This window comes from Ancylobacter radicis (assembly GCF_018449475.1).
Taxonomy (GTDB): domain Bacteria; phylum Pseudomonadota; class Alphaproteobacteria; order Rhizobiales; family Xanthobacteraceae; genus Ancylobacter; species Ancylobacter radicis.
Map to the genome: position 1 here is coordinate 79686 of NZ_JAHCQH010000012.1, position 26487 is coordinate 106172.

At 68.2% G+C, this 26487-nt stretch carries 24 protein-coding genes; 12 read left to right on the forward strand and 12 right to left on the reverse strand.

The genetic code is table 11. The annotated features are described in order from the left end of the window. Positions 1-6 precede the first annotated feature (6 nt). The 3 genes from mtaB to KIP89_RS02365 are packed head-to-tail and all read left to right on the forward strand — an operon-like array spanning position 7 to position 3260. A complete protein-coding gene (mtaB, locus tag KIP89_RS02355; protein ID WP_213753805.1) occupies positions 7-1281 on the forward strand; it encodes a tRNA (N(6)-L-threonylcarbamoyladenosine(37)-C(2))-methylthiotransferase MtaB in 1275 nt (424 codons plus the stop codon). Then, positions 1278-2228 carry a signal recognition particle-docking protein FtsY gene (ftsY, locus tag KIP89_RS02360; RefSeq protein ID WP_213753806.1) on the forward strand — a complete coding sequence of 317 codons (951 nt, stop codon included), beginning with the start codon at positions 1278-1280 and terminating at the stop codon, positions 2226-2228. Before mtaB ends, ftsY begins: the two co-directional genes overlap by 4 nt. 45 nt (positions 2229-2273) lie before the next feature. Continuing rightward, complete coding sequence (locus KIP89_RS02365; RefSeq protein WP_213753807.1) at positions 2274-3260, forward strand: hypothetical protein; 987 nt, start codon at positions 2274-2276, stop codon at positions 3258-3260. Positions 3261-3279: 19 nt separating this feature from the next. Here the strand turns inward: KIP89_RS02365 and rpe are convergent, their stop codons facing one another. From rpe to KIP89_RS02405, 8 genes are all read right to left on the reverse strand, one after another. Then, positions 3280-3951, reverse strand: a complete 672-nt coding sequence (gene rpe / locus KIP89_RS02370; protein ID WP_213753808.1) for a ribulose-phosphate 3-epimerase — start codon at positions 3949-3951, stop codon at positions 3280-3282. A 151-nt stretch (positions 3952-4102) separates the two neighbouring features. Next, positions 4103-5050, reverse strand: coding sequence for a CbbX protein (cbbX, locus tag KIP89_RS02375; protein WP_213753809.1), 948 nt, complete (start codon positions 5048-5050; stop codon positions 4103-4105). A gap of 228 nt (positions 5051-5278) precedes the next feature. After that, positions 5279-5698 carry a ribulose bisphosphate carboxylase small subunit gene (locus KIP89_RS02380; RefSeq protein ID WP_213753810.1) on the reverse strand — a complete coding sequence of 140 codons (420 nt, stop codon included), beginning with the start codon at positions 5696-5698 and terminating at the stop codon, positions 5279-5281. Between the two features lie 222 nt (positions 5699-5920). Further along, the gene (locus KIP89_RS02385) at positions 5921-7390 is read right to left on the reverse strand and encodes a form I ribulose bisphosphate carboxylase large subunit (RefSeq protein WP_213753811.1); all 1470 of its coding nucleotides are present in this window, start codon (positions 7388-7390) and stop codon (positions 5921-5923) included. 103 nt (positions 7391-7493) lie between these two features. Then, the gene (gene fba, locus KIP89_RS02390) at positions 7494-8579 is read right to left on the reverse strand and encodes a class II fructose-bisphosphate aldolase (RefSeq protein ID WP_213753812.1); all 1086 of its coding nucleotides are present in this window, start codon (positions 8577-8579) and stop codon (positions 7494-7496) included. Between the two features lie 14 nt (positions 8580-8593). Then, positions 8594-10615: a transketolase gene (gene tkt / locus KIP89_RS02395; protein WP_213753813.1), complete on the reverse strand. Its 2022-nt coding sequence runs from the start codon at positions 10613-10615 to the stop codon at positions 8594-8596. Positions 10616-10629: 14 nt separating this feature from the next. Then, a complete protein-coding gene (locus KIP89_RS02400) occupies positions 10630-11505 on the reverse strand; it encodes a phosphoribulokinase (RefSeq protein WP_213753814.1) in 876 nt (291 codons plus the stop codon). Positions 11506-11518: 13 nt separating this feature from the next. Continuing rightward, entirely contained in the window at positions 11519-12544 is a 1026-nt protein-coding gene (locus KIP89_RS02405; RefSeq protein WP_213753815.1) for a class 1 fructose-bisphosphatase, read from the reverse strand. Positions 12545-12727: 183 nt separating this feature from the next. Between KIP89_RS02405 and KIP89_RS02410 the strand changes: the two genes are divergently transcribed. Continuing rightward, a complete protein-coding gene (locus tag KIP89_RS02410) occupies positions 12728-13642 on the forward strand; it encodes a LysR family transcriptional regulator (RefSeq protein ID WP_213753816.1) in 915 nt (304 codons plus the stop codon). Here KIP89_RS02410 and KIP89_RS02415 read toward each other — a convergent pair. Further along, positions 13598-14617 carry an NAD-dependent epimerase/dehydratase family protein gene (locus KIP89_RS02415; RefSeq protein ID WP_213753817.1) on the reverse strand — a complete coding sequence of 340 codons (1020 nt, stop codon included), beginning with the start codon at positions 14615-14617 and terminating at the stop codon, positions 13598-13600. The genes KIP89_RS02410 and KIP89_RS02415 overlap by 45 nt on opposite strands. Before the next feature lie 90 nt (positions 14618-14707). Here KIP89_RS02415 and KIP89_RS02420 point away from each other — a divergent pair, with 90 nt between their 5' ends. Continuing rightward, positions 14708-15598 (forward strand): LysR family transcriptional regulator, encoded by an 891-nt coding sequence (locus tag KIP89_RS02420; RefSeq protein WP_213753818.1) that lies wholly within the window; start codon positions 14708-14710, stop codon positions 15596-15598. A 79-nt stretch (positions 15599-15677) separates the two neighbouring features. Here the strand turns inward: KIP89_RS02420 and KIP89_RS02425 are convergent, their stop codons facing one another. The 3 genes from KIP89_RS02425 to KIP89_RS02435 form a co-directional block, all read right to left on the reverse strand. After that, positions 15678-17897: a xanthine dehydrogenase family protein molybdopterin-binding subunit gene (locus tag KIP89_RS02425; RefSeq protein ID WP_213753819.1), complete on the reverse strand. Its 2220-nt coding sequence runs from the start codon at positions 17895-17897 to the stop codon at positions 15678-15680. A 5-nt stretch (positions 17898-17902) separates the two neighbouring features. Next, a complete protein-coding gene (locus KIP89_RS02430) occupies positions 17903-18355 on the reverse strand; it encodes a (2Fe-2S)-binding protein (RefSeq protein ID WP_213753820.1) in 453 nt (150 codons plus the stop codon). 121 nt (positions 18356-18476) lie between these two features. After that, the gene (locus tag KIP89_RS02435; RefSeq protein ID WP_213753821.1) at positions 18477-19154 is read right to left on the reverse strand and encodes a TetR/AcrR family transcriptional regulator; all 678 of its coding nucleotides are present in this window, start codon (positions 19152-19154) and stop codon (positions 18477-18479) included. A gap of 139 nt (positions 19155-19293) precedes the next feature. On the opposite strand from KIP89_RS02435, the gene KIP89_RS02440 reads away from it, so the two are divergent. The 7 genes from KIP89_RS02440 to KIP89_RS02470 all read left to right on the forward strand — a co-directional run bounded on the left by KIP89_RS02440 (position 19294) and on the right by KIP89_RS02470 (position 26462). Beyond that, positions 19294-20379 carry a putative urea ABC transporter substrate-binding protein gene (locus KIP89_RS02440; RefSeq protein WP_213753822.1) on the forward strand — a complete coding sequence of 362 codons (1086 nt, stop codon included), beginning with the start codon at positions 19294-19296 and terminating at the stop codon, positions 20377-20379. A 177-nt stretch (positions 20380-20556) separates the two neighbouring features. Then, on the forward strand, positions 20557-21375 hold the full coding sequence (locus tag KIP89_RS02445) for an ABC transporter permease (protein WP_213753823.1): 819 nt from the start codon (positions 20557-20559) through the stop codon (positions 21373-21375). After that, positions 21376-22230 (forward strand): ABC transporter ATP-binding protein, encoded by an 855-nt coding sequence (locus KIP89_RS02450; RefSeq protein WP_250152150.1) that lies wholly within the window; start codon positions 21376-21378, stop codon positions 22228-22230. Between the two features lie 3 nt (positions 22231-22233). After that, positions 22234-23577 carry an NtaA/DmoA family FMN-dependent monooxygenase gene (locus KIP89_RS02455; RefSeq protein ID WP_250152151.1) on the forward strand — a complete coding sequence of 448 codons (1344 nt, stop codon included), beginning with the start codon at positions 22234-22236 and terminating at the stop codon, positions 23575-23577. 79 nt (positions 23578-23656) lie between these two features. After that, positions 23657-24229 (forward strand): flavin reductase, encoded by a 573-nt coding sequence (locus KIP89_RS02460; protein ID WP_213753824.1) that lies wholly within the window; start codon positions 23657-23659, stop codon positions 24227-24229. Positions 24230-24609: 380 nt separating this feature from the next. Next, a complete protein-coding gene (locus KIP89_RS02465; protein WP_213753825.1) occupies positions 24610-25593 on the forward strand; it encodes an ABC transporter substrate-binding protein in 984 nt (327 codons plus the stop codon). Between the two features lie 65 nt (positions 25594-25658). Continuing rightward, positions 25659-26462 (forward strand): ABC transporter permease, encoded by an 804-nt coding sequence (locus KIP89_RS02470; protein ID WP_213753826.1) that lies wholly within the window; start codon positions 25659-25661, stop codon positions 26460-26462. The last annotated feature ends 25 nt before the right edge of the window (positions 26463-26487 follow it).

A 26487-nucleotide genomic window follows, 5' to 3' on the forward strand; every position in this document is an offset into this window, starting at 1 on the left:
GAGGACATGACGGTCGACGTCGTCACCTTTGGCTGCCGCCTCAACGCGCTGGATTCCGCGACCGTCAAGGCGCTCGCCGCCGGCGCCGGGCTGGAACGCGCCGTGGTGGTCAACACCTGCGCCGTCACGGCGGAGGCGGTGAGCCAGGCGCGCCAGACCATCCGCCGGCTGAAGCGCGAGGACCCCGCCCGGCGCATCCTCGTCACCGGCTGCGCGGCGCAGACCGAGACGGCCGGCTTTGCCGCCATGGCGGAAGTCGACCGCGTGCTCGGCAATGAGGAAAAGCTCTCCCCGGCGCACTGGGCCGCGACCCGCGCCGCGCTGGATTTCGGGATCGGCGCCGAGGCCAAGGCGCTGGTCGGCGACATCATGTCGGTGCGCGAGACGGCGCCGCATCTTCTGGACGCCGCCGCCGAGACCGTGGACGGCCATACGCGGGCCTTCGTGCAGGTGCAGACCGGCTGTGACCATCGCTGCACCTTCTGCATCATCCCCTATGGGCGCGGCAATTCCCGCTCCGTGCCGATGGGCGCGGTGGTGGAGCGCGTGCGGGGTCTGGTGGAACAGGGCTTCGCCGAAGTCGTGCTGACCGGCGTCGATCTCACCTCCTATGGCGCGGACCTGCCCGGCGCGCCGCGCCTCGGGGCTCTGGTGCGCGCGCTGCTCCGGCACATTCCGGACCTGCCCCGGCTGCGGCTGTCCTCCATCGACTCCATCGAGGCCGATGACGACCTGATCCGGGCCTTCGCCGAGGAAGCGCGGCTGATGCCGCATCTGCACCTCTCGCTTCAGGCCGGCGACGACCTGATCCTCAAGCGGATGAAGCGCCGCCATCTGCGCGCCGACGCCATCCGCTTCTGCCGGGAGATGCGCCTTCTGCGCCCGGACATGGTGTTCGGCGCCGATCTCATTGCCGGCTTCCCGACCGAGACCGAGACGCAGTTCCGCGCCTCGCTCGATCTGGTCGATGCATGCGGGCTGACGCATCTGCACGTCTTCCCCTATTCCGCCCGCGCCGGCACGCCCGCCGCGCGGATGCCGCAGGTGCCGGGCGACATCGTGCGCGAACGCGCCGCACGGCTGCGCGCCAAGGGCGCGGACGCGCTCCAGCGCCACCTCGCCGGCGAGATCGGGGCGACCCGCGACGTGCTGGCCGAGCGCGGCGGCCTCGCCCGCACGCCCGGCTTCACCCAGGTGCGGCTCGCCCGCCCCCTCGCCCCCGGCACGCGCGCCATGGTGCGCATCGCCGGCCATGACGGAACAAGGCTGCTCGCCGCATGAACGACATTCCCGCCGATGACGCCCCCCGCCCCGGCTTCTGGAAGCGGCTGACGCAGGGCCTCACCCGCACCGCCTCCAGCCTGTCGACCGGCATCACCGACCTGTTCACCAAGCGCAAGCTGGATGCCGGCACGCTGGAGGATCTGGAAGACATCCTGATCCGCGCCGATCTCGGCGTGGAGACCAGCGCCCGCATCGCCGAAGCCGTCGGCAAGGGGCGCTACGAGAAGGATATCGACCCGGAGGAGGTGCGCAGCCTCGTCGCCGCCGAGATCGAGGCGGTGCTGAAACCGATCGCCACCCCGCTGGTCTTCACTACCGACACCAAGCCTTTCGTGCTGCTGATGGTCGGCGTCAACGGCTCGGGCAAGACCACCACCATCGGCAAGCTGGCCGCGACGCTGCGCGACGAGGGCAAGAAGGTGGTGCTGGCGGCCGGCGACACCTTCCGCGCCGCCGCCATCGAGCAGTTGAAAGTGTGGGCCGACCGCACCGGCGCCACCATCGTCTCGCGCGAGCCGGGCGCGGACGCCGCCGGCGTCGCCTTTGACGGCCTCGCCAAGGCGCGCGCCGACGGGGCGGACGTGCTCATTATCGACACCGCCGGGCGCCTGCAGAACCGCGCCGAGTTGATGGCGGAACTGGAAAAAGTCGTGCGGGTCATCAAGAAGCAGGATCCCGCCGCGCCGCACGCGGTGGTGTTGACGCTCGACGCCACGGTCGGCCAGAACGCGCTGTCGCAGGTCGAGGCGTTCCGCCGCGTGGCCGGCGTCACCGGCCTCGTCATGACCAAGCTCGACGGCACGGCGCGGGGCGGCATCCTGGTCGCCATCGCCGCCAAGCACGGGCTGCCGGTCCACCTCATCGGCGTCGGCGAGGGGATCGACGATCTCCAGCCCTTCGCCGCGCGCGATTTTGCCCGCGCCATCGTCGGGCTCGACAGCTAGGGCCGGACGCCGGACAATCGGCCGGCGTGGCCTTCGGAGTGAAGCATGGACAAGCGCGAACCCTCGCTGGATGATTCCCGCCCGGCCGCCGAGACCCCGGAACCGGCGGCCGTAGCACCGGCTCAGGCGTCGGCTCCGGCCGCGGCCCGCGCCAAGGGCCCGCCGCAGGACCCGCAGGAGTTCCAACGCTGGCTCGGCATCGAGCAGCTCAAGGTGGATATGCGCCGGCTCGATATCGAGAGCCGCCGGCTGGAGCTGGAATCGCGCCGCCCCGCCGCCTCGTCCGCTGCGCCATCCGAACAGGCTTCCCCGGCCCGCACCGGCGCCAACCGGGCGATGCTGCTGGTGGCCGGCATCCTCGTGCTGATCGCCGTGGTGCTGGCCGGCATCAGCGCCCAGCAGAGCGCCGCGCTGCGCGGGGAACTCGCCACGCTGCGCACCGCACTGGTGGGAATGGAGAACCGTCTGGCGGAAGCCACCGCATCGCTTGCGGAGAACGCCCCGCCGGCGGCCGCGACCCCCGCGCCGGTCGCGATGGCGCCGCAGGCCGCGCCCCCGGTTCAGCCCCCGGCCCCGGCGCAGTCTTCAGCCCCCGCCGCCGAGCCGCTGGCCGGCACGGCAGGCGAACCTCTCGCCGCCCCGCCGGCGACGGGAGCCCCGGCGAACGGGGCCGCTGTGGCCGAGGCGCCGGTCGTGCCCGAACCGCCGCCCAGGCCCGCCGCGCTCGGCGACGGCTACACGGTGCGGCTGTTCGCCCCGGTCGCCAGCGTGCCGGCGGCGCGGGTGGAGGCCTTCACCAATATCCTCAAGGCGGCCGGTTTCGAGGTCGTGGTCTCCGACACCGGCGTCGCCGCGCCGAGTTCCAACACCCTGTCCTATCACCCGTCCAGCGGCGATGTGGCGAACAAGATGGCGACGCTGGTGCAGTCGAAGCGGCCCTCGCTCGATATCGAGGTGCGCGCCTCGCCCTCCATCCCCGCCGCCGCCCGGCAGGTGCTGATCCTCAGCCTGACCGAGGACGCGCTGCGCTGAGCCCGGCAACGCCGCTGAACTACGCCGCCGCGCGAACCTGAGCACAGGCGCTGCGGATGGCGCTGATATTGGCGCGGTAGCCTTCCACGCCGCCCTTGAACACGGCGGAGCCGGCAACCAGCACATTGGCGCCGACCGCGACGCATTGCGCGCCGGTCTGCGGGTTCACCCCGCCGTCGATCTCGAGATGGATCGGCCGCTCGCCGATCATCGCCCGCAGCCGCGCCACCTTGGGCAGCACGTCGGGGATGAAGCTCTGCCCGCCAAAGCCGGGATTGACCGTCATGGCGCAGATGAGGTCGCATTTGTCGAGCACATAGGCGACCGTGCTCTCCGGCGTCGCCGGGTTCAGCGCCACGCCCGCCTTCTTGCCGAGCGAGCGGATCAGCTGGAGGCAGCGGTCGAGATGGCGGGTCGCCTCCGCCTGCACGGTGATGACATCGGCGCCGGCCTTGGCGAAGGCCTCGATATAGGGCTCCACCGGCTCGATCATCAGATGCACGTCGAACACCTTGTCGGTGTGCGGGCGCATCGCCTTGATGACATCCGGACCGAAGGTGATGTTCGGCACGAAATGCCCGTCCATCACGTCGAGATGGATCCAGTCGGCACCGGCGCTCACCACGTCGCGCACCTCCTCGCCGAGACGGGCGAAGTCCGAGGCCAGCATGGAGGGGGCGATGAGGGGCATGGGGGTCTCCTTAGGAAAGATCGGTGGGTCCGGGCAGGCCGCTTGGCGCGCCGTCATCCCCGGGCTTGGCCCGGGGATCCACGACTTGTTGTCCACCCGCCAAGACGTGGATGGCCGGGCCAAGCCCGGCCATGACGGGGGCTTCGTCCTGTCACCGCCCCGGCAGCGGCGGGTAGCTGTCGATGCCGCCGGAAAACACCCGGCTGGCCAGAATGTCCTCGGCCTCAAGGGTGCTGAGATCATCGGCCGTCACCGGCTTGTCCCCGGCGAACAGGCGGTTGGCCTGGCGCAGCCGGGCGCGGTCGAGCGCGTTGCGGACCGAGCGCCCATTGGCGAAATGCGGCTGCGCCATGCGCAGCTCGACATAGCGATGGAACGCCTCCTGCGCGGCAGGGCTGAGCCGGTAATTCATCTGGCCGAGAATGCGCCCGCCGATCGCCTCCAGCTCCCCGCCGGAATAGTCGGGGAAGTCGATGTGATGCGCGACGCGCGAGCGGAAGCCGGGATTGGCGGTGAAGAAACGCTCCATCCGGTCGGCATAGCCGGCGAGGATGACGACCAGATCGTCGCGCTGGTTCTCCATCACCTGCAGGAGGATCTCGATCGCCTCCTGCCCGTAATCGCGCTCGTTTTCCGGCCGGTAGAGGTAATAGGCCTCGTCGATGAACAGCACGCCGCCCATCGCCTTTTTGAGGATTTCCTTGGTCTTGGGCGCGGTGTGGCCGATGTACTGGCCGACCAGATCGTCGCGCGTCACGGTGACGAGATGGCCTTTGCGGACATAACCGAGCCGGTGGAGGATCTGCGCCATGCGCAGCGCCACCGTGGTCTTGCCGGTACCGGGATTGCCGGTGAAACTCATATGCAGCGTCGGGCTCACCGCCTGCAGGCCGAAACGGGCGCGGGCGCGGTCGACCAGCAGCAGCGCGCCGATTTCGCGCAGCCGGCTTTTCACCGGGCCGAGGCCGACCAGATCGCGGTCCAGCTCATCGAGAACCTCGGCGAGGCCGCTGGAGACGAATTCGGCGCGCAGGTCGATGGCCTCGGGCACCTGCGGGGGGGCAGTGGTGACGGCAGGATCGTCGATCACGGCATCCATGGGAGGCTCCTTGGACGGAGGGCGGCGGCGCGCCGGGGGCGCGTGGGGGCGCATGCCCGGCAAAAAGAAAGGGGGACCGATTCCGGGCGCGGCATTCCGGAATCGGTCCCTCGCGGTCGGGGAGGAAACCGAGGCGACCGCGATAGTTCCGTCGGGGGAGTAGAGGGAGACCGACGGATCGGGAGGCTGACCCGGCGCAGCTGGGCGCGCCGGGTCAGCGATAGGGGATCAGTAGCGCGAGCCCTCGGGCTGGTTCGCCGCATAGGAGCGCGTGGTGTAGCGCATCGCCCGGCCATCGACTTCCTGACGCTCCAGCGCGAAGCCGGGCTCGTCGGCAGGACGGTCGGTGATGAAGGACAGGCGCAGCGATTCCCACGTATGGGTGGCGTCGAAGGCGCTGATGCGGATGTACTGCCGGCCGCCATAGGTCTTGCGGCACTCGTTCAGCTCGAACATGACGCCGGCGGCGTCCTTCACGTCGAACATCGGCATGGCCCACATCTCCCAATAGGTGTTGCGGGGATGCGGGTCGTCGGTGAACTCGACATTCACCGCCCAGCCCTTGTCGATGCAGTACTGCACCTGCTTGGCGATCTGCTCGTCGGTGAGGTCCGGCAGGAAGGAGAAGGCTCCCTGGGTGATGCGCATGGTGGTGTCCTCGTTTGTCGTGCCCCGGACAAGCGGCGCGCAGCGCCGTGCAGATCAGGAGCCCAGGAGAAAAGTCGCGAAGCGGCGAGTGCCCCTTTGCCGTCATCCCCGGGCTTGGCCCGGGGATCCACGCCTTGTCGTCGTCCCGAAAGGGAAGTCGTGGATGGCCGGGACAAGCCCGGCCATGACGGCGGAGAGAAGCGCGAACCCGCCGCGAGGGGGTCACTCCGCCGCGGTGGCCTGCGGCACGAAATCGGGCGTGTCGGTGGAGGAGTAGTTGAAGGTCACGTCCTTCCAGGTCTCCAGCGCCTGCTTCAGCGGCAGACAGTGGCGCGCCGCCTCCTTGAGGATTTCCGGGCCCTCATGGAGAATGTCGCGGCCCTCATTGCGGGCGAGGATCATACATTCCAGCGCCACGCGGTTGGCCTGCGCGCCGGCCTGGATGCCCATCGGATGGCCGATCGTGCCGCCGCCGAACTGGAGCACCACATCCTCGCCGAGCAGGTCGATCAACTGGTGCATCTGGCCCGCATGGATGCCGCCGGAGGCCACCGGCATCAGCTTGCGGGTCGAGGCCCAGGGCTGGTCGAAGAAGATGCCGTGGGCGAGGTTCTGCGGCACGAAATCCTCGCGGCACAGGTCGTAATAGCCCTTGGTGGTGTGGGGGTCGCCCTCCAGCTTGCCGACCACGGTGCCGGCATGGATGTGGTCGACACCGGCCAGGCGCATCCACTTGGTGATGACGCGGAAGGAGACGCCGTGCGACTTCTGGCGCGTATAGGTCGAGTGGCCGGCGCGGTGCAGATGCAGGATCATGTCGTTGCGGCGCGCCCACTTGGCCATGGACTGGATCGCCGTATAGCCGATGATCAGGTCGATCATCACGATGTTGGAGCCGAGGCTCTTGGCGAACTCGGCGCGCTCATACATCTCCTCCATCGTACCGGCGGTGATGTTGAGATAGGTGCCCTTGATCTCGCCGGTCTGCGCCTGCGCCTTGTTCACCGCTTCCATGCAGTAGAGGAAACGGTCGCGCCAGTGCATGAAGGGCTGCGAGTTGATGTTCTCGTCGTCCTTGGTGAAGTCGAGGCCGCCCTTGAGCGCCTCATAGACCACGCGGCCGTAATTGCGGCCGGACAGGCCGAGCTTGGGCTTCACGGTGGCGCCGAGCAGCGGCCGGCCGAACTTGTCGAGCCGCTCGCGCTCCACGACGATGCCGGTGGCCGGGCCGTCGAAGGTCTTCACATAGGCGACCGGCAGGCGCATGTCCTCAAGGCGCAGCGCCTTGAGCGGCTTGAAGCCGAACACATTGCCGATGATCGAGGCCGAGAGGTTGGCGATCGAGCCGTTCTCGAACAGGTCGAGATCATAGGCGATATAGGCGAAATAGGAGCCGGGCGAATTCGGCACCGGATCGACCCGGTAGCACTTGGCGCGGTACTTGTCGTGCGCGGTGAGGCGGTCGGTCCAGACCACCGTCCAGGTCGCGGTCGAGCTTTCGCCGGCCACCGCCGCCGAGGCCTCGATCGGGTCGACGCCGTCCTGCGGGGTGACGCGGAACAGGGCGATGACGTCGGTGTCCTTCGGCTCGTAATCGGGCTCCCAATAGCCCATCTTGCGGTATTCCATCACGCCGGCGGCGTAGCGGTCGCGCTTGGTCTCGGCCGTGGTCGTCTTGTCGATCGCGTTCATCGATCTCGCTCCTGTGGCGTTGCCGTGGGCGCGCCTGACATGCGGCGCGCGCCGGTCGTTTCCCTCGTATTGGTTCGTGATCCCGCGCCGGGCGCGGGCTCGTTCATTCCGCCGCCGCGCGGGCCCCGCCGATCACCGGATCGAGCGCGCCCGAGGCGTAGCGTTTGGCCATCGCCGCGAGCGGCAGGACCTTGATCTTGGAGGCCTGGCCCGCCGTGCCGAACTGCTCGAACCGCTCGCGGCAGAGGTCGCGCATCGCGTCCATGGCGGGCTTCAGGAATTTGCGCGGGTCGAATTCCGACCTGTTGGCCTGCGCCACCTTGCGGAACTGCGCGGTCATGGCGAGGCGGCAATCGGTGTCGATATTGACCTTGCGCACGCCGTGGCGGATGCCGCGCACGATCTCCTCGACCGGCACGCCCCAGGTCTGGGGCATCTCGCCGCCCGAGGCGTTGAACAGATCCTGCAACGCCTGCGGCACCGAGGAGGAGCCGTGCATCACCAGATGCACGTTCGGTAGCCGGCGATGGATCTCCTCGATGATGTTCATGGCGAGGATGTCGCCGTCCGGCTTGCGCGAGAATTTATAGGCGCCGTGCGAGGTGCCCATGGCGATGGCGAGCGCGTCGACCTTGGTGCGGGCGACGAAGTCCACCGCCTGGTCGGGATCGGTCAGCAGCTGGTCGTGGCTGAGCGCGCCCTCGGCGCCATGCCCGTCCTCCTGCTCGCCGGCGCCGTGCTCCAGCGAGCCGAGCACGCCGAGTTCGCCCTCGACGGACGCCCCGACCCAGTGCGCGGCATCGACCACGCGGCGGGTGATGGCGACGTTGTACTCATAGTCCGCCGGGGTCTTGGCGTCCTCCATCAGCGAGCCGTCCATCATTACCGAGGTGAAGCCGTGCTGGATCGCCGAGAGGCAGGTCGCCTCGTTGTTCCCGTGGTCCTGATGCATGCAGATCGGGATATGCGGGTACATCTCGGCCAGCGCCTCGATCATGCGGGCGAGCATGATGTCGTTGGCGTAGGAGCGGGCGCCGCGGCTGGCCTGCATGATGACCGGCGCGTCCACGGCATGGGCCGCCTCGAGAATGGCGAGGCCCTGCTCCATATTGTTGATGTTGAAGGCGGGAACGCCATAGCCCTGCTCGGCCGCATGGTCGAGGAGCTGGCGAAGGGTGATGCGGGCCATGATCGGTCTCCGGCTCAGGCGCAGGTCAGAAGCTCGCAGGTCGCATCGACCACGGCTTCCGGTGTGATGTTGAACTGCTCGTAGAGGGCGGGCGCCGGCGCCGAGGCGCCGAAGCCGGTCATGCCGACGAAGCGGCCGCGTTCGCCGATCCAGCGGTCCCAGCCGAGCCGGGCGGCGGCCTCGATGCCGACGCGCGGGGCGGTGCCGAGCACGGCGCGGCGGTAATCCGGGCTCTGCTTCTCGAACAGCTCCCAGCAGGGCATGGAGACGATGGCGGCATCGACCCCGCGCGCCTCCAGAAGCTCGGCCGCCTTGAAGGCGATCTCGACCTCCGAGCCGGTGGCCAGCAGCGTCACGTCGCGCCGGCGCTTCGGCTTCTTCGCCACATAGGCGCCGTAGCCGGTGAGGTTCTCCTCCGCATGCTTGGTGCGGAAGGTCGGCAGGTTCTGCCGCGAGAGCGCCAGCACCGAGGGCGTGCCCTCCGCATGGAGCGCGAGCTGCCAGGCCTCCAGCGTCTCCACCGCGTCGGCGGGGCGGAACACGTTGAGGTTCGGCGTCGCCCGGAGCATGGCGAGATGCTCGACCGGCTGGTGCGTCGGCCCGTCCTCGCCGAGGCCGATGGAATCGTGGGTCAGCACATAGACCACACGCTGGCCCATCAGCGCCGAGAGCCGCATCGCCCCGCGGGCATAGTCCGAGAACACCATGAAGGTGCCGCCATAGGGGATGAAGCCGCGATGCAGGGCGAGACCGTTCATCACCGCGGCCATGGCGTGCTCGCGGATGCCGTAATGCAGGTAACGGCCGGCATAGTTGCCCGGCGTCACCGGGACCAGACCCTTGGTGTGGGTCAGGTTCGAGTGGGTCAGGTCGGCCGAGCCGCCGAGGGTGAGGTCGGTCGCGGCATTGACCACGCCCAGCACCATTTCGGAGGCCTTGCGGCTGGCGACGCTCGGGGCGGTCGCGCTCAGTTCCTTCTTGTAGGCGACCAGCTTCTCGTCGAAATCGGCCGGCAATTCGCCGTCCATCGCCACGGTGAAGGCGGTGCGCGCGGGCGAGGCGGCGAGCCGTCCCTCCCAGGCCTCGCGGGCGGCGCGGCCACGCTGGGCGATGCCGGCCCAGGCGGCGCGCACATGATCGGGCACCTCGAAGGGCGGATAGTTCCAGCCGAGCCGGGCGCGGGCGCCCTCGATCTCGGCGGCGCCGAGCGGGGCGCCGTGAACCGCTTCCGTTCCCGCCTTGGTCGGCGCGCCGAAGCCGATCGTGGTGCGGCAGGCGATCAGCGTCGGCCGGTCGCTGTCGCGCGCCTCGGCGAGGGCGTCGATCACCGCATGGGGCGCGTGGCCGTCCACGGAGAGCGCGTCCCAGCCGGCGGCGGCGAAGCGGGCGAGCTGGTCGGTCGAGGTCGAGAGCGAGGTCCGCCCGTCGATCGAGATGCCGTTATCGTCCCACAGCACGATGAGCTTCGACAGCTTCAGATGCCCGGCGAGGTCGATCGCTTCCTGCGAGATGCCTTCCATCAGGCAGCCATCGCCGGCGATCACATAGGTGTGGTGATCGACCAGATCGTCGCCGAAGCGGGCATTGAGCATGCGCTCGGCGAGCGCCATGCCGACCGCCGTGGTCAGGCCCTGGCCGAGCGGGCCGGTGGTGGTCTCCACGCCCAGCGTGTGGCCATGCTCGGGATGGCCGGCGGTGATGGCGCCGGGCTGGCGGAAGCTGCGGATCTGGTCCATCCCCATATCGGCATAGCCGAGCAGATGATGGATCGAATAAAGCAGCATCGAGCCATGGCCGGCCGACAGGACGAAGCGGTCGCGATCGGCCCAATCGGGCCGGCTCGGATCGATCTTCATGAAGCGGCTGAACAGGGCGGTCGCCACATCCGCCATGCCCATGGGCATGCCGGGATGCCCGGACTTGGCCTTTTCGACCGCGTCCATGGACAGCGCGCGCAGCGCGTTGGCCATATCGTTGAGCGGGGTCTCGCCGAGGGCGTCGGCAGATTGGCTGGTGGTGGAATTGCTGGTCAACATGCTGTCCTCCCGGCTCATGCAGCCCGCCGCTTCTTCTCGACGAGGTTGAGGATCATCGGGGTGAGAATGAGCTGCATCGCGATGTCGAGCTTGCCGCCGGGGATCACGATGGAATTGGCACGGCTCATCCATGAGCCCTCGATCATCGAGAGCAGATAGGGGAAGTCGATGCCGCGCGGATTCTTGAAGCGGATGACGACGATCGATTCGTCGGCCGTCGGGATCCAGCGGGCGATGAACGGGTTCGAGGTGTCGACCGTCGGTACGCGCTGGAAGTTGATGTCGGTCTGCGCGAATTGCGGGCAGATGTAATTCACATAGTCCGGCATGCGCCGCAGGATGGTGTCGGTCACCGCCTCGGTGGAATAGCCGCGATGCGAGCGGTCGCGGTGGATCTTCTGGATCCATTCGAGATTGATCACCGGCACGACGCCGATCTTCAGGTCGGCATAACGGGCGACATCGACATTGCCGCTGATCACCGCGCCGTGCAGGCCCTCATAGAACAGCAGGTCGGTCGGCGTCGGGATCTGTTCCCACGCGGTGAAGGTGCCGGGCGCGCCGCCATATTCCTCCGCTTCCTTGTCGTCATGGACATAGTGGCGGGACTTGCCGGTGCCGGTCTTGGAATAGGAGCGGAAGGTCTCTTCCAGTTCCTCGAACAGGTTCGAATCGGGCCCGAAATGGCTGTAGTGGTGGTTGCCGCGCCCGGCCTCCTCGGCCATCACGCGCTTCATCTCGGAGCGGTCATAGCGGTGGAAGGCGTCGCCCTCGATATAGGCGGCGGTCACGTTCTCCCGGCGGAAGATCTGCTCGAAGATCCGGCGGACCGAGGTGGTCCCGGCGCCTGACGAACCGGTGACGGAAATGATCGGGTAATGGATCGACATGGTACCGGCCCCTTCAGGCGCGCAGCAGGCCGCGCCGGCCAAAGAGCGGCGAACGCTCCGGCATGGCGGCGGAATCCAGGTGATAGCGGGCGATGCGTTCGACTTCGCAGCGTGAGCCGAAGACCAGCGGCACGCGCTGGTGCAGATGCGTCGGCTGGAGTTCGAGGATCGACACGCGCCCATCGGTGGCCGCGCCATGCGCCTGTTGCATCAGGAAGGCGACCGGGTTGGCCTCATAGACCAGCCGCAGCCGGCCGGTGTGGTAGCCCTGGCGCGCGTCGCCCGGATAGAGATAGACCCCGCCCCGCACCAGGATGCGGTAGACATCGGCCACCATGGAGGCGACCCAGCGGGTGTTGAAATCCTTGGCGCGCGGGCCATCGGCGCCGGCCCGGCAGTCATCCACATAGCAGCGTATGGCGTGGTCCCAGTGCCGCTCATTGGAGCCGTTGACCGCGTATTCGGCGGTTTCCAGGGCGACCGCGGCCGCCGCCTCGGCGAGCACGAAGGCGCCGCTGGCGCGGTCCAGCACGAAGATCTGCGTGCCCTCGCCCACGGTCAGCACCAGCGAGGTCTGCGGCCCGTACACCAGAAAGCCGGCGGCGAGCTGCGCCGAGCCCGGCTGGAGCAGGGAATCAGGCCCGACATGGGGCAGGATCGAGAAGATCGTGCCGACGCTCATATTGCTGTCGATGTTGGACGAACCATCCAGCGGATCGACGGCGACGGCGAGCGTGCCGGTGGCGCTGAGCGCCTCGGCCTGTTCGGCCTCCTCGGAGCCGTAGAGCGCGACCGGGGTGGCGCGCAGGGCGTCACGCACCAGATCGTCGGCGAGGACGTCCAGCTCCTTCTGGCTGTCGCCGTCCTCATGATAGCCGCGTACCGTGGCCAGGGCTCCCGCGAGCGGGCCGGCGGCAAGCAGCTCGGAAATCCGGATACCGGCGCCGGCAAGGGCGCGGATGGCGGCCGCGACGTCGCGGCGCAGCTCATTGGTCTGCGACCACCCCGAAAGGTGATCGTCCAAGGTCGGGCGTGTCATTGGCGTTTCCCCGGTTATGTGAGGGCTTTTTGCCCTTTGGCGTGTCGTTTCCGTTGAGCCTTCGAGTGGGGGACCCGAAGCGGCGGACGCCTCTTGTTGCTGACAACACTGCCCGACTTGTTGAACTAAGGAAATTCGAATATTCTTTGATACCTTTTCAATTTAGCTGAAGCGTAATGGTGCATGCGTAATGCCACGCTCAAGCAGCTTCGGGCCCTCGCCGCCGTCGTCGATACCGGCACGGTTACCGGCGCGGCCCGCAAGCTGAACGTCACGCCGCCGGCGGTGACGATGCAGGTGCAGTTGCTCGAGGAGCATCTCGGCCTGCCGCTGCTCGACCGCGCGGGCGACCGGTTCCAGCCGAGCGCGGCCGGGCGCGAGGTGCTCGCCGCCGTCTCCCGCGTCGAGGCGGCCATTGCCGATTGCGCCGCCGCGCTCGACGCGATGAAGGGGCTGAAATCCGGGCGGGTGGCGGTCGGGCTGGTGTCCACCGCGAAATATTTCGTGCCCAGCGCGCTCGGCGCCTTCGCCCGGCTGCATCCCGGCATCGACGTGGTGCTGAGCGTCGGCAATCGCGAGGAGATCATCGCCGCGCTGCGCGGCGACGCCATCGATCTTGCCATCACCGGCCGCCCGCCGGTCGACATGGAGGTCGACAAATACCCGATCGGCGAGCACCCCCATGTCATCATCGCCCCCACCGACCACCCGCTGCTCGGAAGGCGGATCGCCCCCGCGGCGCTGGCCAGCGCGAGCTTTCTGGTGCGCGAGCCGGGCTCGGGCACGCGCGGGCTGATGGAGCGGTTCTTTCAGGATGCCGGGATCGAGCCGCGCATCGCCATGGAGATCGGCTCCAACGAGACCATCAAGCAGGCGGTGATGGCGGGCCTCGGCCTCGCCTTCCTCTCCGCCCACACCATCGCCGCCGAAATCGCCGACCACCGGCTGGCGACGCTCGATGTCGAGGGGCTGCCGGTGGTGCGGCAATGGTTCGTGGTCAAGCGCACCGCCAAGCGCCAGACCCCGCCCGCCGCCGCGCTCACCGAGTTCCTGTCACGGCGCGGCGCCGAATTCCTGCCGGAGATCCGGCCCGCCTGAGGTCTGCGGCGCAGCTCTGAGGCATCCAAGGCCGATCAGGCTCGCCCGCACCGCTTCGTCGAGCGGCGTGTGCGGCTCCGCCCCCAGCGTGGCGCGCAGCCGGCCATTGTCCAGCCGCACCGGCTCTTGCCAGAGATAGCGCATCTCCATCAGCTCCCGGAACAGCGGCACCACCGGCGAGGCAAGGCGGGCCAGTGTCCAGGGGAACGCCTTGACCGGCAGATCCGGCGCGCCAAGCACCCGGCGGATGGCCCCGATCATCCGCGTGCCGTCGTCGTCCCAGTGCCCGTCCATGTGGAAGCGGGCGAAGGCGGGCAGGTCGTCGCGCTCGACCAGCCGCGCCATGGTCTCCGCGACATCCGGCAGATAGGCCCATTGGTGCCCGACCCCGGCGCGGCCGGGATACTGGATCGAACGTGGCGCGGTCCCGGCTTTCACCAGCACCTGACCGAACCAGTTATTGGCGGCCTGCGGCCCGAAATAGTCGCCGGCGCGCACGATCAGCACCGGGCTGTCGCCGCGCGCCGCGGCGGCTTCCAGCTCCCGCTCCATCGCCACGCGGATCGCCCCCTTGCGGGTGAGCGGCGCCTGCGGCGCGTCCTCAGTGATGAGCGGCGCGCCGGGGGCGAAGACGTCCGGGCCGTAATTATACACCGTGCCCGGCAGCAACAGGCGCGCCCCGCCCGCGCGGGCGGCGGCGAGCGTGTTGGCCAGCATCGGCAGCACCAGCCGGTCCCAGTCGCGATAGCCGGGCGGGTTCACCGCATGGACGATGAGCGACGCGCCCTCCGCCGCGCGCGCCACATCCGCCGCCGCCAGCGCATCGCCGCGCTGCCAGAGGATGCCGTCCCTCAGGCCGGGCGTGCCGCTGCGGGTGAGCGCGCGCACCTGCCAGCCGCGAGCGAGCAGCGTGTGCGCCATCGCGCCGCCAATCCCGCCCGTCGCCCCCAGCACCAGAACCGTCTTCGTCGTCATCGCGACCTCCCGTGGTTGATGGCGCGATGATCGGCCTGCAAAGAGTGCAACGGAATTGTCGAAATCCGTGGCATTGCTATACATAAACGTATGACTGACGAACCGGGCTGGGACCTGTACCGCTCCTTCCTCGCCGTGCTGAAGGAGCGTTCGCTCTCCGGCGCCGCGCGCCGGCTCGGCCTGACGCAGCCGACCATCGCCCGCCATCTCGACGCGCTGGAACAGGCGCTCGGGGCGCAGCTTTTCCTGCGCTCGCCGCGCGGGCTCGCGCCCACCGACCTCGCCATCGACCTTGGCCCCTATGCCCGCGCGCTGGCCGCCAATGCCGCGGCGCTGCGGCGCGCCGCCTCGGGCGCCACAGGCGAGGTGCGCGGCACGGTACGGGTCAGCGCCTCCGAGGTGGTCGGCGCCATCCATTTGCCGCCGGTACTGGCGGATTTGCGGGCGAGCCATCCCCGTCTCGTCATCGAGCTGGTACTGACCAATGCGGTGGAGAACGTGCTGGAGCGCGCCGCCGACATCGCCGTGCGCATGGCCCCGCCGGCGCAGCAGGCGCTGCTCGCCCGGCACCTGCCGCCGCTGCGCATCGGGCTGCATGCCCACCGCGCCTATGTCGCGCGCAAGGGCCTGCCGGAAAGCCTCGACGATCTCGTCGGCCACGATCTGATCGGCTTCGACAGCGAGACCCCGGCGATCCGCGCGGTGATGGCGCGCTATCCGATGCTGGGGCGCGCGGCCTATGCGCTGCGCAGCGACAGCGACCTCGCGCAGCTCGCGGCCATCCGCGCCGGCTTCGGCATCGGCTTCTGCCAGGCGGCGATCGCCCGGCGCGAGCCGGACCTCGTGCCCGTGCTGCCGGACGCTTTCGCGCTCGACCTGCCGGTGGCCATCGTCATGCATGAAGATCTGAAGGCCAGCGCGCGCCACCGCGTGGTGTTCGACGCGCTGGTCCACACGATGGGAACCATCGCCTCGCTTTGAAAGGCCGCGATGCGGGCGGTGGCGACCTCATGAAAAAGGCCGGCTCACGCCGGCCTTCTCCTGTCGATCTAAGGCGTGCCTAAGCCTTGAAGTCTTCGAGCCGGAACGGCAGCGAACGCAGCCGCTGGCCGGTGGCGTCGAAGATGGCGTTGGACAGCGCCGGGGCGACGCCCGGCACGCCCGGCTCGCCAATGCCGGTGGGGGCGTTGGCGGAGGGCAGGATATGCACCTCGACCTTGGGCATTTCCGACATCCGCAGCGGGATATAGGTGTCGAAATTGGCCTGCTCGACCACGCCCTTGTCGAGCGTGATCTCGTCATGCAGCGCCGCGCCGAGGCCGAAGCCGACGCCGCCCTCGATCTGCGCCGCCACCACGTCCGGGTTGATGGCGATGCCGCAATCGACCGCGCAGATCACGCGTTCGACCTTGATCTGGCCGTTCACCACCGACACGTCGATGACGCTGCCGACCACCGAGTTGAAGCTCTCATGCAGGGCGATGCCGCGCCCCTTGCCCGGCCCGGCCTTCGGCCCCCACTTCGCCTTCTCGGCGAGGAGTTTCAGCACGGCGGTGTGGCGCGGCTTGTCGGTCAGCAGCTCCAGCCGGAACTCGACGGGATCGCGTCCGGCGGCATGGGCCAGCTCGTCGATCATCACCTCCACCACATGGGCGGTGTGGGTGTGGCCGACCGAGCGCCACCACAGCGTCGGCACCTTCACCTTCGGCGTGTGCAGATCGACCGCGAAATTGCCGATGGCGTAATTGGTGTCGGAGGCGCCCTCCACCGAGGTGCCGTCCACCCCTTCCTTCACCATGAACGCCTCGAACGGCGTGTCGATGATGAAGGACTGGCCGACGATCCGCTGCTCCCAGCCGGCGATCTTGCCGTCGGCGGTCACCCCGGCGCGCACCGTGTGCAGGAACATCGGCCGGTAGAAACCGCCCTTTATGTCGTCCTCGCGGGTCCAGACGAGATGCACCGGGGCGCGCCCGTCCGTCGCCTTGAGGATGGTCGCGGCCTCGGCGATGTAGTCGGCGGGGATGTTGGCGCGCCGGCCGAAGGAGCCGCCGGCCCACACCGTCTCGATTTTCACCTGTTCGGGCTTGAGGCCGAGAATGGACGCCGTCACGCCCTGCTCGATGGTCTGGAACTGCGAGCCGGTGGTGATGGTCACACCCTCCGCCGTCTTCTCGATGACGCAGTTGAGCGGCTCCATCGGCGCATGGGCGAGATAGGGGAAGGCGAACTCGGCCTCAACGGTCTTGGCCGCACCGGCCAGCCCCTTCACCGCGTCGCCCCGGCGCGCCGCCGGCTTGCCGGGCGTTTTGGCAAGAGCGCGGTATTCCTCCGTCAGCTCGGCCGTGCCGCGCATTTCCGCGCCGCTCTCGTCCCAGACGATGTCGGTGAGCGCCTCGCGGCCCTGCATCGCCGCCCAGGTGTTGGTGGCGAGCACGGCGACGCCGCTCGGCACCGCCACCACCTCGACCACGCCCGGCACCTTCTTCGCCGCGCTGGCGTCGAAGCTCTTGAGCGTCGCGCCGAAGCGGTCGGGCCGGCGCACCACGGCGGTGAGCATGCCCGGCCGGCGGATGTCGAGCGCATAGATCGCGGTGCCGTCGGTCTTGGCGGCGGAATCGAGGCGCGGCAGCTTGGTGCCGATGAGCGTGAAGTCCTTGGGGTCCTTCAGCGTCACCTCGGCCGGCACCGGCAGCTTGGCGGCGGCTTCCGCGAACGCGCCGAAGGAGCCGGTACGGGTGCCGCTCGTCAGCACGCCCTTCGCGATGGTGATGCTGGAGGCCGGCACGCCCCATTCTTGAGCGGCGGCGGCGATCAGCATCTGCCGCGCGGCGGCGCCGGCCTTGCGCAGCTGCTCCCAGCTATTGGCGGTCGAGGTCGAGCCGCCCGTGCCCTGGATCGGGCCGAAGGCGAGGTTGTTGTAGAGCTGCGGGTTGGCCGGGGCGAAGGCCGCGCGCATCTGGCTCCAGTCGGCGTCGAGTTCCTCGGCGACGATGGTGGCGAGGCCGGTGGTGACGCCCTGGCCCATGTCGAGATGCTTGATCAGCACCGTCACCGTGCTGTCGGGCGCGATGCGCACGAAGGCGTTGGGCATCGGCGCGGCGGCCGGGCCGCCGGCGGCGGTCGCGGCGAAGGCCTTGCCGGCCTGGAAATGCACGCCGATGACGAGCGCGCCACCGGCGGCGGCGAGGCCCTTGATGAAGTTGCGACGGGAAGGAACCGTCGCCGGCGCGAGGCTCGCCAGCATCTGGCGGTAGTGATCCGGTGTGATGAGGTGCATGGCGCTCACGCGAGGTTGGAGGCGGCGTCGTGGATGGCGGCCCGGATGCGCTGATAGGTGGCGCAGCGGCACACATTGCCATCCATCGCGGCGTCGATGTCTTCATCTGTGGGCTTGCGGTTCTCGCTGAGCAGGCCGATGGCGGACATGATCTGGCCGGACTGGCAGTAGCCGCACTGCACGACGTCGAGCTTGCGCCAGGCGGCGACCACCGCCGTGCCGACCTCGCCGCCCACGCCCTCGATGGTGGTGACGCTCTTGCCTTCGACATCCGCCAGCGAGGTCTGGCAGGAGCGGACGGGGGCCCCGTCCACATGCACGGTGCAGGCGCCGCACAGCGCCGCGCCGCAGCCGAATTTGGTGCCGGTGAGCCCGACAATGTCGCGGACCGCCCAGAGCAGCGGCATGTCGCCATCCGCCTCGATCGTCCGCTCGGTTCCGTTGAGTGTAAATTTCATGTCGCCCTCTCCATCGGGGATGAGGGCGCACCGACGGGAACCGCCGGGCATCCCGGCCGGCGACGATTCCGATGTGCGCTCCTGCCGGGGAAGCTAGGAGATCATGACGGTTATCATCTAATCACCGTTCAGTGATCTGTATCGGCGCGTTTACAAGACTTTGCGCATTCGCACGGACGCCCATGCCCGCCGGCGCGACGCCGAGCATGACCGGCACGAAATCGGCGAGGTCGCGCACATCCTCGACGATGCGGTCGTCGCCCCGGCTCGCCGCGGCGAAGAAGATGCCGTCGAGCACAAGGCCGATGCGCCGCGCCATCCGGGCGGTGTCGAGCGGGGGAAAGACGCCGCTCGACACGCCGCGCTGCAGCGCATCCTCCAGCAGAATCTTCTCGCGCGAATAGAAGCCGGCGATCAGCGCATCGAGTTCGCCGTCGCGCATCCCGGAGGTCGCGTAATCGGCCATCAGCTTGACCATGCGGGTGATGGTCGGGGTGATCGCGGCATGGGTCTCGACCCAGGCGAGGATTTGCGCCAGCGGATCGGCGGAGGCCACGCGGCGTGCCTCATAGCCCGCCACCAGTTCGTCGATGGCATGGGCAAGGGCGCGGCGGACGAGGTCCTCCTTATTGTCGAAATAGTGGTAGAGCAGCCCGACATTGATCTCGCAGACCATGGCGATGTCGCGCACCGTGACCGTGGAGAAATGGCGCTCCGCGAACAGCCGCAAGGCTTCGTCGAGGATCATCGCCCGCCGTTCGGTCGGTTGAAGGCGCTTGCGGGCGGCCTTGGCGGTCATGTCGTCCCCTCCGTAAATCTACGGAATTTTTTGCCTCGCCCATATGCTAGGCGTGCTCATTTGTTAGGCTTGCAGCCGGTATTAAGTCAACGTTTAATAACCTGGTCCCGCCCGTTCAAGCGACCAGGAGCCGTCCCCCATGAAGCGCATCGTCAGGGCCGCCGTTCTTCTTGCCGGAATCACTGCCGCCTCCCTCGTCGGCGCCGCCCAGAACGCAGCCGAAGCCGCTCCCAAGAAGAGCTTCAAGGTCGCCTACACCGTCTATATCGGCTTCATGCCGTTCGCCTATATGAAGCAGTCCGGCATCATGAAGAAGTGGGCCGACAAATACGGCATCGAGGTCGACCTGCTGCAGACCAATGATTATGTCGGCGGCGTCAACCAGTTCATCGCCGGCGATATCGACGCGGTCGGCGTCGCCTCGATGGACGGCCTGACCATGCCGGCCGCCGGCGGGGTGGACACCTCGGTCTTCCTCATCACCGACTATTCCGACGGCAACGACCTCATCGTCTCCAAGACCGCCAAGGACGTGAAGGAACTGGCCGGGCAGGACGTCTACCTGCTGCAATATTCCGTCTCGCACTACCTCTTGAACCGCGCGCTGCAGAAGGCCGGCATCAACGATCCGACCGCCGCCAAGGCGATCAACATCTCCGACGCCGAGATCGCCGCCGCCTTCATCTCGCAGGATGCGATGAAGCACGCCGTCTCGTGGAAGCCGCTCACCGAGGACATGCTGAAGGTGAAGGGCGCCACCAAGCTGTTCGACAGCGCGCAGATCCCCGGCGAGATCATGGACGTGTTCATCGGCAAGACCGATGTGCTGAAGGACAACCCGGACTTCGCCAAGGCGGTGATCGGCGCCTGGTACGAGGCGCTCGGCATCCTCAAGGCCGGCGGCGCCAAGGGCGAGGAAATGCGCGCGGTGATGACCAGCGCCATGGGCACCGATGCCGGCGGCCTGCAGGCGCAGATCGACACCACGCACTTCTTCTACACCCCGGCGGAAGCCTATGACTTCCTGACCGCGGCCGAGAACGCCAAGATCTGGGACAGCATCCGCACCTTCTGCTTCGAGCAGGGCCTGTTCGGTCAGGGCGCGACCAGCGTCGACTCGATCGGCATCGAGGTCGCCAGCGGCGCCGTGCTCGGCGACAAGGGCAACATCAAGATGCGCATCAACCCGAGCTTCACCAAGCTGGCGGTCGACGGGAAGCTGTGAGCGGGCTCACAGGAGCCAACAGCGCGCGCCAAAAAGCCGGGCGCAGCTCCCTCTCCCCGAGGGGGAGCGGGGTGGGGTGAGGGGCTTGTCTCCCGCCCCGCAGCCAAGCAGCTCCCTCACCGACCCGCTTCGCGGGCCACCTCTCCCCGTCGGGGAGAGGGAAGCAGAGGCCAAACCATGCGTCGCATCATCAATTACGCGCCCCGCCCCGGCGTGAAGGTGATCCTGGCCGCCCTGCCCTTCGTGGCGGTGATCGCGATCTATCTTCTCGCCTCGAATGCTCGGCTCGCCATCGAGCCGAACGACAAGCTGATGCCGGCCTTCTCCACCTTCTATGCCGCGATGGCCCGGCTGGCGACGACGCTCGACATCGCCACCAAGCAGTATCTCCTGTGGTGGGACACCTGGCTCTCGCTCTGGCGGCTGTTCGTCGGGCTCGGCATCGCCGCCGCGCTCGGGCTGGTGCTGGGCATAACCGTCGGCTTCATCCCCTACCTCAGGGCGATGTTCGAGCCGTTCTTCGCCGCCTTCTCGCTCATTCCCCCGCTCGCCGTGCTGCCGATCCTGTTCATCCTGTTCGGGCTGGGCGAGGCCTCGAAGATCGTGCTGATCGTGTTCGGCATCGCCCCCTTCATCATCCGCGACGTGATGCTGCGCGTCGCCGCCATCCCGGCCGAGCAGATCATCAAGGCGCAGACGCTGGGCGCCTCGACCTGGCAGATGGTGACCGGCGTGGTGCTGCCGCAGGTGATGCCGCGCCTCATCGATTCCGTGCGCCTCTCGCTCGGCGCGGCCTGGCTGTTCGTCATCGCCGCCGAGGCGATCACGGCGGAGGGCGGGCTCGGCTACCGCATCTTCCTGGTGCGCCGCTATCTCGCGATGGACGTGATCCTGCCCTATGTCGCCTGGATCACGCTGCTTGCCTTCCTGATGGATTACGGTCTGCGCAAGCTCGCCGCCGCCGCCTATCCCTGGGACCGGATCAAGGCGGCCTGAATGACCACGATCCTCATCGACAATGTCTGGAAGGAATATGACGAGCGGATCGTGCTCGAACAGGTCAACCTGTCGCTCGACGATCACGAATTCCTCGTCATCATTGGCCCCTCGGGCGTCGGCAAGACCACGCTGCTGCGCCTTCTGCTCTCCCAGGAAGTGCCCACGCGCGGACGAATCCTGATCGACGGCGAGCCGATCGCCGCCGAGCCGACCGCCGATCGCGGCGTGGTGTTCCAGCGTTACTCCGTGTTCCCGCACAAGACCGTGCTGGAAAACGTGATGCTCGGCCCGCAATGGGCCGGCGCGCCGATCCTCGGCCGGTTCTTCGGCGCCCGTCGCCGGGCGCTGGAGGCGCGGGCCATGACGCTGCTCACCCGCGTCGGCCTTGCCGAGCACGCCGGCAAGTACCCCGCCCAGCTGTCCGGCGGCATGCAGCAGCGCCTCGCTTTGGCGCAGGCGCTGATCATGAAGCCGAAGGTGCTGCTGCTCGACGAGCCGTTCGGCGCGCTCGACCCCGGCACCCGCAAATCCATGCACGAGCTGGTGCGCGAATTGTGGGAAGAGAACCGCATGACCATCGTCATGGTCACGCATGATCTGCCCGAGGCCTTCCTGCTCGGCACCCGCGTCATCGCCGTGGACCGCCCGCGCAAGGACCCGCAGGCGCCCGAACGCTTCGGCGCCACCATCGTCTCGGATTTCGAGGCGAAGTGCCGGGTGATGCGCGAATCGCGCGCCTTCGAGGCCGAGCGCGAGAAGGTCCGCCTCACCCTCGTTTCATCCACCCCTACTCCCGCATCAGCGATCCCGCCCGGCACCCCCGCGCCGGCGCGGCTTCTCGTGAAGGACTGAACGATGTCTGCCTCTGACACGGCCGCCCCCAATGCCGCCCCCAAGCCCTTCCACCTCGCCTGGTTCATGAACTTCACCCCCGACGAGTGGCGCGAGCCGTTCGGCCAGGGCGGCAATCCGTGGGACGGGCAGTTCTATATCGAGATGGCCCAGGCGATGGAGCGCGCCTGCTTCGATCTGATCATGATCGAGGACAAGCTGATGGTGCCGGAAACCTATGGCGGCTCGCGCGACATCTCGCTCAAGCACGCCATGATGGTGCCGAAGGCCGATCCCGCCCCGCTGGCGGTGGCCATGGGCATGGCCACCAAGCATCTCGGCGTGGTCGCCACCATGTCGACCATGGCCTACCCGCCCTTCATGCTGGCACGCCTGTCCTCGACCATCGACAGCCTGACCAAGGGCCGCTTCGGCTGGAACGTCGTCACCTCGGCCGAGGACCTGATGGCGAAGAATTTCGGCATGGACAAGCTGCCTCCGCGCGAGGACCGCTACGCCATGGCCGAGGAATACATGGAAGTCTGCGACAAGCTGTTCAACAGCTGGGAGCCGGACGCCGTGGTGCTCGACCGCAAGAACGGCATCTATGCCGACGGCTCCAAGGTCCACACCATCGACCACAAGGGCACCTATTATCAGGTGCGCGGCCCGCTCAATACCGTGCCCTCGCCGCAGCGCCGCCCGGTCTATCTGCAGGCCGGCGCCTCGCCGCGCGGGCGCGATTTCGCCGCGCGCTATGCCGACGCCATCGTCTCGGTGGCCAATGGCGTCGAGGGCATGAAGGCGTTCCGCGCCGACATCCGCGCCCGCGCCGAGGCGATGGGCCGCAACCCCGACGACATCAAGGTGTTCTTCTGCGTCTGCCCGAGCCTCGGCGAGACCGAAGCGGAAGCCCGCGCCCGCTATGAGCACGTCACCATGTCCGACAATTTCGTCACCGACGTGCTGATCTCGATCTCCGCCATCACCGAGATCGACTTCGCCAAATATGATCTCGACAAGCCGCTGCCCGAGAAGCTGGTGACCAACGGCGAATCCGGCACGCTCGACAAGTTCCAGCAGTGGGGTTCGGGCAAGACGCTGCGCGAGCTGGCGGCGGCCGGCGGCGGCGGTCTCGTCTCCTCGATGGAGCTGATCGGCACCCCCGCCCAGGTCGCCGAGAAGATGGGCGAGGCGATGGCCGAGATCGGCGGCGACGGCTTCCTCATCACCACCCCGGTGCTGCGCGTCTCGCGCCGCTACATCGCCGAAATCTGCGACGGGCTGGTGCCGGAGCTTCAGGCCCGCGGCCTGACCCGCAAGGAATACAAGCACCAGCTGCTGCGCGACAATCTGCGCGAGTTCTGAGCATCGCGACCCCGGTGGGCGGCCCCGGCCGTCCGCTATTTTTAGCCGACTTAACATCCTCGCAGCGAGGGAGATCGTCATGGGACAGTGCCAGCAGGCCGAGAGCGCGGAGCGCGCCGACAGCGTCGCGGGACCGGCGGTGACACGGCAGGACTATCGCGATGCCATGGCCCGCCTCGGCGCGGCCGTGAACATCGTCACCACCGACGGGCCGGGTGGGCGGCACGGCTTCACCGCCTCGGCGGTGTGCTCGGTCACCGACCAGCCGCCGACGCTGCTGGTCTGCCTCAACAAGGGCTCCTCGGCCAGCGCCGCCGTCCATGCCAATGGCGTCGTCTGCATCAACACGCTGGCCTCCGGCCACGAGACGCTGTCCAACCTGTTCGGCGGCGGCAAACCGGTCGAGGAACGCTTCGCCGGCGGCGAATGGCGCGTCTCGCAGACCGGGGCGCCGATGCTGGTGGGCGCGCTCACCGCCTTCGACTGCCGCATCGTCCGCACGGTCGAGGTCGGCACGCATGACGTGCTGTTCTGCGAGGTGGTGGGCCTGGCCAGCGGCGACGGCGCGGAAGGGCTGATCTATTTCAGCCGCCGCTACCACGCGCTTCAGGGCGCGACCCACGCTCCCACCGAGCGCGCGGCCGGCGCGTGATCCGCCGCTCGCTTTGCGAGCAGTCGGCAAAGCCGCGCGGCTGACGCGCCAGCGCCGGCACGGGCGCAAAACGGCCCGGAGTCACGGGCCGCGCGCTTACCTGCCGGACGCGCGGAGCGGGCCACCGCTGACACAAGAAAGGGCGCGCGGCGCCCAAAACATAGGCGTGCCTAAGAAGCGGTTTCGGCATAGCGTTTTTCGGCTTTCAAAGGCTGGCACGCGCCGCATCCCTGAAAGCTAACTGTTTGCCGCTAGGCCGGTTTCGCGGTGCTAAGAATAGACACTCCCGATCCCGCGCCGAGCGATCTTCATCACGGGTTCCACCGGCCTTCGGGTGAGGTGCCGGGTCCCCGAGTGCCGGATCCACAGGGAGACCATCCATGCTGACCACCACCTTCCGCCGGTGCCTTGCCGGCGCCTTCACCGGGGCCGTGCTCGCCGCGTCGGTTGCCCAGCCGGCCGCCGCCGGCAAGATCTCCATCGGCCACACGGTGTGGGTCGGCTACGGCCCGCTCTACCTCGCCAAGGAGCTCGGCTACTTCAAGGAAAACGGCGTCGACGCCGAGTTCCAGGTGGTCGATGATTCCGCGCTGGCGATGGCCGCGCAGGCCGCCGGCAAGCTGGACGGCACCGCCACCACGCTGGACGAGATCCTGAAGTACCGCTCGGACAATTTCTGCTTCAAGGCGGTCGCCCTGTTCGACGAGAGCCATGGCGGCGACGGCATGGTCTCGCTCAAGGAGATCAACTCGCTGGCCGATCTCAAGGGCAAGACGGTGGCGCTGAACGAGGGCTCGACCTCGCAGTTCTGGTTCTCCTACCTGATGAAGAAGCAGGGCCTGCCGCTCAAGGATGTCGAAGTGCTCAACATGAGCGCCGACGCCGCCGCCGCCGCCTTCATCGCCGGCCAGGTGCCCGCAGCCGTCACCTGGGAGCCGAACCTGACGCTGGTGAAGACCAAGAATGTCGGCAAGGTGCTGACCGACAGCGCCGCCACCCCCGGCGTCATCGTCGACGTGCTGGAATTCTCCTGCTCGGTCATCAAGGACCGTCCGCAGGACGTGAAGGGCTTCGTCGCCGCGCTGCAGAAGGCGGTCGACTACATCAAGACCAACCCCGAAAAGGCCTATGCCATCATGGCCAAGGGCGTCGGCGGCTATCTCTCCGAGCCGAAGGACTTCGCCGACGCCGCCTCGGGCGTGAAGTTCTACGACAAGGCGATGACCATTGATTACCTCGGCACGCCCGCCAAGCCCGGCAAGGTCACCGAGGTGATCGCCCTCGGCAATGAGATCTGGACCGACCTCGGCAAGATCAAGAAGCCGATCACCTATGCCGAGATCATCGACCCGTCCTTCCAGTAAGCCGCGCGGGGGCGCCCGGCAGCGGGCGCTCCCTCCCCTTTTGCCTTTTCGTTCCGAGACAGCCCATGGCCCGCAAGCGTTCCGTCGTCGACCTCTGCCTCACCCCGAAGGAGGAGGTGCCCGGCGCGCTGCGCTATCTCGTCTCGACGCTGGTCTGGCTGCTGGTCATCGGCGCCTGGTCGTTCGCCACCTATGGCGGCTTCATGCAGGACATCTTCCTGCCCTCGCCGACCGCCGTGATCGGCGCCTTCTTCCGCCTGCTGGATGACGGCACGCTCGCCCAGCACATCTGGGCCAGCCTTCAGGTCGTCGTCATCGGCTTCCTCATCTCCTCGCTGCTCGCCGTGCCGCTCGGCCTGCTGATGGGCACCTTCCGCGTGGTGCAGGCCGGCCTCGAACCGCTGGTCAATTTCATCCGCTATTTGCCGGTGACCTCCTTCGTGCCGCTGTTCATCCTGTGGATCGGCATCGGCATCGAGCAGCGCATCATGGTCATCTTCTTCGGCACCTTCTTCCAGCAGCTGGTGATGATCGCCGACGTCTCGCGCGGCGTCTCCAAGGACCTGCTCAACGCCTCCTACACGCTCGGCGCGTCGCGCCGCGACGCGCTGCTGCATGTGCTCACCCCGGCCTCGCTGCCCGGCATCGTCGATACGCTGCGCATCACTATGGGCTGGGCCTGGACCTATCTCGTGGTCGCCGAGCTCGTCGCCGCCTCCTCGGGCCTCGGCTACATCTCGATGAAGGCGATGCGCGGCTTTCAGGTCGACGTGATCTTCCTCGCCATCGCCGTGATCGGCCTGCTCGGCCTGTTCACCGACACGATCTTCCGGCTGGTCCGCCTGCGCCTCGTGCCGTGGGCGAACTGAACACCCCGGCCAACCGAGAACGAAA